The following is a 799-nucleotide window of genomic DNA, read 5'->3' on the forward strand; positions in this document are numbered from 1 at the left end:
ACCAAGGGAAAGATGAGTTTTATCGCACAAGATTTTGATCAGCTCAATATCATTACTGTTCTTGAGGGAAGAACACAAGCTATCATCCGCAATCACTTTCTTCGCTACGATAGAGCGGTCCGATGTCGTGTGAAAATCATTACTATGGATATGTTTAGCCCTTACTATAACTTGGCTAAACAGCTTTTTCCTAATGCAAAAATTGTACTTGATCGTTTCCACATTGTTCAGCACTTAAGCCGAGCTATAAGTCGGGTTCGTGTCCAAATCATGAATCAATTTGAGCGAAAATCTCATGAATACAAGGCTATCAAGCGCTATTGTAAACTCATCCAACAAGATAGCCGTAAACTGAGTGATAAACGTTTTTATCGCCCTACTTTTCGCATGCACTTAACGAATAAAGAGATTCTAGACAAGCTTTTGAGCTATTCAGAAGACTTGAAACACCACTATAATCTCTATCAACTCTTGCTTTTTCACTTCCAGAATAAAGAAGCTGACAAATTTTTCGGACTTATTGAGGACAATCTGAAGCAGGTTCATCCTCTTTTTCAGACTGTCTTTAAGACATTTCTCAAGGACAAAGAGAAAATTGCCAACGCCCTTCAACTGCCCTATTCCAACGCAAAACTAGAGGCTACCAATAATCTCATTAAGGTCATCAAGCGCAATGCTTTTGGTTTTAGGAACTTTGACAACTTTAAGAAACGAATTTTCATCGCTCTGAATATAAAAATGGAGAGGACAACGATTGTCCTCTCCAGATGTTAGCTTTTATTCAACCCACTACAGTTGA

1 protein-coding gene is annotated in these 799 nt (G+C 38.3%); it reads left to right on the forward strand.

Going from position 1 to position 799, the window contains the following annotated elements; genetic code table 11:
* Nucleotides 1–774 (forward strand): ISL3 family transposase (locus tag SINDD18_RS10665; RefSeq protein ID WP_153014469.1); only part of this gene is annotated, 774 nt, incomplete at its 5' end.
* Between the last annotated feature and the right edge of the window lie 25 nt (nucleotides 775–799).

Source organism: Streptococcus infantis, from assembly GCF_001579645.1.
Classification (GTDB): domain Bacteria; phylum Bacillota; class Bacilli; order Lactobacillales; family Streptococcaceae; genus Streptococcus; species Streptococcus infantis_E.